Origin of the sequence: Chryseomicrobium palamuruense (assembly GCF_042649045.1) — a bacterium.
In the GTDB taxonomy this organism is placed as follows: Bacteria; Bacillota; Bacilli; order Bacillales_A; family Planococcaceae; genus Chryseomicrobium; species Chryseomicrobium palamuruense.
This window is the reverse complement of sequence record NZ_JBHSEF010000028.1, coordinates 1-3,346: the sequence shown is the minus strand read 5'-3', so window position 1 is coordinate 3,346 and position 3,346 is coordinate 1. Positions and strand designations below refer to the sequence as shown.

The window sequence follows — 3,346 nt, the reverse complement described above, 5'->3', positions numbered from 1 at the left end:
AGATTCACCAGAAGTCCGGATCAACTGGAAATTCTATTGGAAAGAGCTCTTACTATTAATATACGAGGGGGATTAGCAACTAACATATAAGCCAGGAGTACACTTCCCGCGAAAAACACCACTCCCAAATAGCTATACATTATAAGTGAAAAGCCTTTAAGCCTTGGATTCAGTAGACTTTGCGCAATATTTTCCGACTTAGAAAATAAAAATAGGATGAATAAAGTTAAGCCAATTAATAACATCCAAAAAAAGACAGAAGGAAAAAGTCCTTTAAAAATGGGAGCCATCGTGAAGAAAGCCAGCCCAAGTAGCATCACGAATGAGTGCAAAGAAAAATATCGTTTGCTGTCCTCTTTATGCTTTCGCCATAGGATGTAATTGACGACAGTCAAAACCACTGCCACCGCCGTATTAATCATAAGCCAACGCCCATAGGTTTCTTCCGGAATAAAACTCGCAGGAAGTCCTAGAATTAAAAAAAGAGTAAACGTAATAAATAGACGATTGTTTGAAAATGGCACAAATACCTTCTCATGCTTTTTATGATGAATCATCGATACACTCTCCTGACATTATGTAATTAATACACTATTTTTTACCCCACCTTTTTATCCTTAAATCCAAAGTGTATACGAATAATTTAAGGGGATGTGTTGAGGCAAGGGTATAAGGTTGAAAGAAGATAGAGAAGGCAATTCGACATGGATCCATTACTATTTGGATTGTTCGCAGTGGCGTACGTGGGGATTTTGATATGGGGATGGTAGAAGCACCGAAAGACCGCTTCTGCTATTTTATTTTTGACCGTGATCGGTCTCATCTATGACAACTTCATTTTAGCGATTGGACAGTGGATTGGTAAAGGTGTGCTTCTCGAGAATCTAAGCTATGCTCGGTTCTGGATTCATGCCCTATTGACACCGACGTTAATCCTCTTCTCTTTATTCGTATTGCGAGAAGCAGGCATCCGTGTAGCATATAAGACGTGGTTTACGGTTTCCTTCGTGATTTTGTGGATTGTGGCAACGGTTGTTGAATTTATAGTGGAATTACGTGAGCTGGAGCTTACGTTAGAAGAATCGTATGGTGTCCTTAGCTATGCTGCAGCAGAGACAACGTCCGGACCGCCTCCCATGATCTTGATTGTCCTGGTCGGGTTATTGATTGCAAGTATCTTGCTCGCGTGGAAAAAGAAATGGTGGTGGATGCTCATCGGGACTATCGCCATGACCATCGGGAGTGCGGTGCCACTCGATATTGGCAGTGACGCCGCAACCAATGCATTCGAGCTGTTTTTGATTATCACATTGGTGTGGACGGCGATTCATTTTTCGAAAAAGGAGAGATCTTAAAGAGTGGAAAAGCCAGAAGACTTGTGTCGTCTCCTGGTTTACAGTTACCACAATTCCCCTTTTAGGTACCTGTACACAAAACGATTCTGACAAAATACTACAATTTAATAAATATCTAAAGAGAACCATGTCAATTCAACATCACTGCTTCGTTTATGCAATTTGTGTTGAATAGTTCTATGCACAGATACCTTTAAAAAGAAAACAAAACAAATGGCATTTTGATAAAAACTCTCTGCTTTGCTTTATTGGATTAGAAAAATATAGTCATCCTGGATTAGATTCATACTAAACTTAGTATGATTTAAATTTCACCACCAAAAACATGAGACAAAAATAAAATTAATAATATACCTGGAATTATTGATAATAGGGAAAAGTATTTCATATAACCTGATTCTTTTCTTAAAAAAGCTTGAATACTAGCTATTAACCCTACCAAATAGATAGTTAATCCTATAGGAATTGCTAATAAAGTCCATTTCCCAAAAGTTATATTGAAAGGGGGGAAAATCATATATGCAATGGTTATCCCTATTAAACATAATATTATAGAAACTTTACTATATTTCATTTTTGGCTCTCCTTTGTAAATATAATCTTTCAAAAAATTCAAATTAGTAAAGTTATATTTAATGCTAATTTTATTTTGTTAAATAACCATAACCAGAAGAATTTTTATAAGGATATGGACTGGCTGTTAATACCAACGTGTATGTTCCTGGGACTAAATTTAAATTTTTATTTAAAGTACTCCCAGAGTTAATGTAAAAGCTTTCTATAAGCATATCGGGTCCTGACGCGTATACAAAGTATACACTAGCAATTATAGCTCCACCATAAGATTTAACATACAAATTCGTTGATCCGTCTATAATTTTAATCCACGAAGTAGATGATGAGGCTTTTCCAATCTCTAAAGATGTAGAGACTGCCCCCGCATTACCGCCATCCCCTACGGTTATACTATCTGTTCCAACAGTTTCAGCATGACCAATATTTGGTTGTGTGAAACATATCAAACATATCCCCATCACTAATAACACAAAAAATTTCTTCATTTTCTATTCCCCCTGATTATTTTTTGGAATTCTTTAAATAAATTCCATTTTTATTATACTATATTCCTTTTTATTATGTTATATTTTCTATTAAAGGGGGAATTGTATAATGAATAGGTTATCAATGGGAATAATGACTTTAGCTATCGCTCTCACATTTAGTCAGGAAAATGTTCATGCTTCAAGTGAAACTCAAATTATCGATGTACATCAAAATGAGAATGCTAAAGGAATAAAAGACACAGATGATTCTTTTATTAAAGGAAATGTAAGTAATAGTCTTGAGGAAAGCGAAGTAGGAATTTTAGAAATACCCGAGCCTGGATCTATGGGTATAGCAGGAGATATTTTATATACTGCAAGTGGGTCTAGTTCGACAGGCATGCCTATTGGTGGTCATGTCGCATTAGTCGTGGACCAATACACGACTATTGAAGCTATGGGAACAAGACAAAAATATAATGGACAAATTACTGATGGAGTAAGATATTGGTCTAATGCATCTTTTAAATCAAGATATTCTGATGCAGAAGCTTATAGAGTTAGTACCACTTCAACTAATAGAACTAAAGCTGTTAATTATGCAAAAGCTCAATTAAATGAACCATATAATTACGATTTTTATAATAAGACAATTACAAATGCATGGTACTGTTCCCAATTAGTATGGGCCGCCTACAACTCTTTAGGTATAGATTTAGATCACGATGGAGGTCTCGCAGTTTGGCCTGTGGACATAAAAAATGATGCCTCTACTTACAGAGTACAATAAATTTTAACAATAAAGGAGAGGTTCAAACCTCTCTTTTATTTTTAGACTTGAGGATAAAAAATGAAAAAAATTTTAATTTTATTTTGTATCACGCGTGTTGATTAACCAAAATCAGGAAGTCTCAATTGCGTGAATAAGCCTGTACCCATCTACGACCT

Annotated in this window: 5 protein-coding genes; 2 read left to right on the top strand and 3 right to left on the bottom strand. The window is 35.7% G+C overall.

Translation table 11 applies throughout. The features are described 5' to 3' along the window. Positions 1-20: 20 nt before the first annotated feature. A complete protein-coding gene (locus tag ACFO0S_RS14445) occupies positions 21-557 on the bottom strand; it encodes a hypothetical protein (protein ID WP_378142813.1) in 537 nt (178 codons plus the stop codon). A 246-nt stretch (positions 558-803) separates the two neighbouring features. Here ACFO0S_RS14445 and ACFO0S_RS14440 point away from each other — a divergent pair, with 246 nt between their 5' ends. After that, positions 804-1,355, top strand: a complete 552-nt coding sequence (locus ACFO0S_RS14440) for a phospholipid phosphatase (RefSeq protein ID WP_378142811.1) — start codon at positions 804-806, stop codon at positions 1,353-1,355. Between the two features lie 304 nt (positions 1,356-1,659). Here ACFO0S_RS14440 and ACFO0S_RS14435 read toward each other — a convergent pair whose 3' ends face one another. Further along, a complete protein-coding gene (locus ACFO0S_RS14435) occupies positions 1,660-1,929 on the bottom strand; it encodes a hypothetical protein (RefSeq protein ID WP_378142809.1) in 270 nt (89 codons plus the stop codon). 70 nt (positions 1,930-1,999) lie between these two features. Next, entirely contained in the window at positions 2,000-2,416 is a 417-nt protein-coding gene (locus ACFO0S_RS14430; RefSeq protein ID WP_378142808.1) for a hypothetical protein, read from the bottom strand. A 109-nt stretch (positions 2,417-2,525) separates the two neighbouring features. On the opposite strand from ACFO0S_RS14430, the gene ACFO0S_RS14425 reads away from it, so the two are divergent. Continuing rightward, positions 2,526-3,188 carry a YiiX/YebB-like N1pC/P60 family cysteine hydrolase gene (locus ACFO0S_RS14425; protein ID WP_378142806.1) on the top strand — a complete coding sequence of 221 codons (663 nt, stop codon included), beginning with the start codon at positions 2,526-2,528 and terminating at the stop codon, positions 3,186-3,188. Positions 3,189-3,346: the final 158 nt, after the last annotated feature.

Coding starts and splice junctions, on each gene's coding strand:
- ACFO0S_RS14445 (WP_378142813.1), bottom strand. CDS start 557: ATGATTCATCATAAAAAGCATGAGAAGGTATTTGTGCCATTTTCAAAC.
- ACFO0S_RS14425 (WP_378142806.1), top strand. CDS start 2,526: ATGAATAGGTTATCAATGGGAATAATGACTTTAGCTATCGCTCTCACA.
- ACFO0S_RS14435 (WP_378142809.1), bottom strand. CDS start 1,929: ATGAAATATAGTAAAGTTTCTATAATATTATGTTTAATAGGGATAACC.
- ACFO0S_RS14430 (WP_378142808.1), bottom strand. CDS start 2,416: ATGAAGAAATTTTTTGTGTTATTAGTGATGGGGATATGTTTGATATGT.